The 1455-nt window shown below is 52.0% G+C and carries 1 rRNA gene; it reads right to left on the bottom strand.

Features of this window, described 5'->3' with window-relative positions:
* Positions 1 to 74: 74 nt before the first annotated feature.
* Positions 75 to 1455, bottom strand: a 16S ribosomal RNA gene (locus BUB35_RS00010); the annotation flags it as partial.

The raw sequence follows: 1455 nt of genomic DNA, 5'->3' as shown, positions 1-1455 counted from the left end.
GATGTGTAGTTTTTTATGAAGGACTGTATCCTTCAAAACCAAACAGCAAAAACAATTCAACCTATACTCCATAGAAAGGAGGTGATCCAGCCGCACCTTCCGATACGGCTACCTTGTTACGACTTCACCCCAGTCACTGGCTTCACCTTCGGCGGCTCCTTCCTTACGGTTAGGTCACCGACTTCGGGTGCTTCCAACTCCCATGGTGTGACGGGCGGTGTGTACAAGGCCCGGGAACGTATTCACCGCGACATGCTGATTCGCGATTACTAGCGATTCCAGCTTCATGTAGTCGAGTTGCAGACTACAATCCGAACTGGGACTGGGTTTTTGTGATTTGCTTAACGTCGCCGTTTCGCGTCACTTTGTTACCAGCCATTGTAGCACGTGTGTAGCCCAAGACATAAGGGGCATGATGATTTGACGTCATCCCCACCTTCCTCCGTGTTATCCACGGCAGTCTCTCCAGAGTGCCCAACTGAATGATGGCTACTGAAGATAAGGGTTGCGCTCGTTGCGGGACTTAACCCAACATCTCACGACACGAGCTGACGACAACCATGCACCACCTGTCACCGATGCTCCGAAGAGAAGTCCTATCTCTAGGACGGTCATCGGGATGTCAAGCCTTGGTAAGGTTCTTCGCGTTGCTTCGAATTAAACCACATGCTCCACCGCTTGTGCGGGCCCCCGTCAATTCCTTTGAGTTTCAACCTTGCGGTCGTACTCCCCAGGTGGAGTGCTTATTGCGTTAGCTGCGGCACCGAGGATTCCTCCCCGACACCTAGCACTCATCGTTTACGGCGTGGACTACCAGGGTATCTAATCCTGTTTGCTCCCCACGCTTTCGAGCCTCAGCGTCAGTTTCAGTCCAGAAAGCCGCCTTCGCCACTGGTGTTCTTCCTAATATCTACGCATTTCACCGCTACACTAGGAATTCCGCTTTCCTCTCCTGTACTCTAGCTTGATAGTTCCAAATGCAATCCTCGGGTTAAGCCCAAGGCTTTCACATCTGGCTTACCATGCCGCCTACGCTCCCTTTACACCCAGTAATTCCGGATAACGCTTGCCCCCTACGTATTACCGCGGCTGCTGGCACGTAGTTAGCCGGGGCTTCTTATTTAGGTACCGTCATTTCTTTCTTCCCTATTGATAGAAGTTTACGAGCCGAAACCCTTCATCCTTCACGCGGCGTTGCTGCATCAGGCTTTCGCCCATTGTGCAATATTCCCCACTGCTGCCTCCCGTAGGAGTTTGGGCCGTGTCTCAGTCCCAATGTGGCCGATCACCCTCTCAGGTCGGCTACTGATCGTCGCCTTGGTGGGCTGTTATCTCACCAACTAGCTAATCAGATGCGGGCCCATCCTGTACCGAATAAATCCTTTCTTCCTCAGAAGATGCCTTCCGAGGACCACATGCGGTATTAGTCATCGTTTCCAATGATTATTCCCCAGT

Origin of the sequence: Anaerotignum lactatifermentans DSM 14214 (assembly GCF_900142265.1) — a bacterium.
Classification (GTDB): domain Bacteria; phylum Bacillota; class Clostridia; order Lachnospirales; family Anaerotignaceae; genus Anaerotignum; species Anaerotignum lactatifermentans.
Note: the sequence above shows the minus strand (reverse complement) of the source record. Positions and strands in the feature narration are given on the sequence as shown.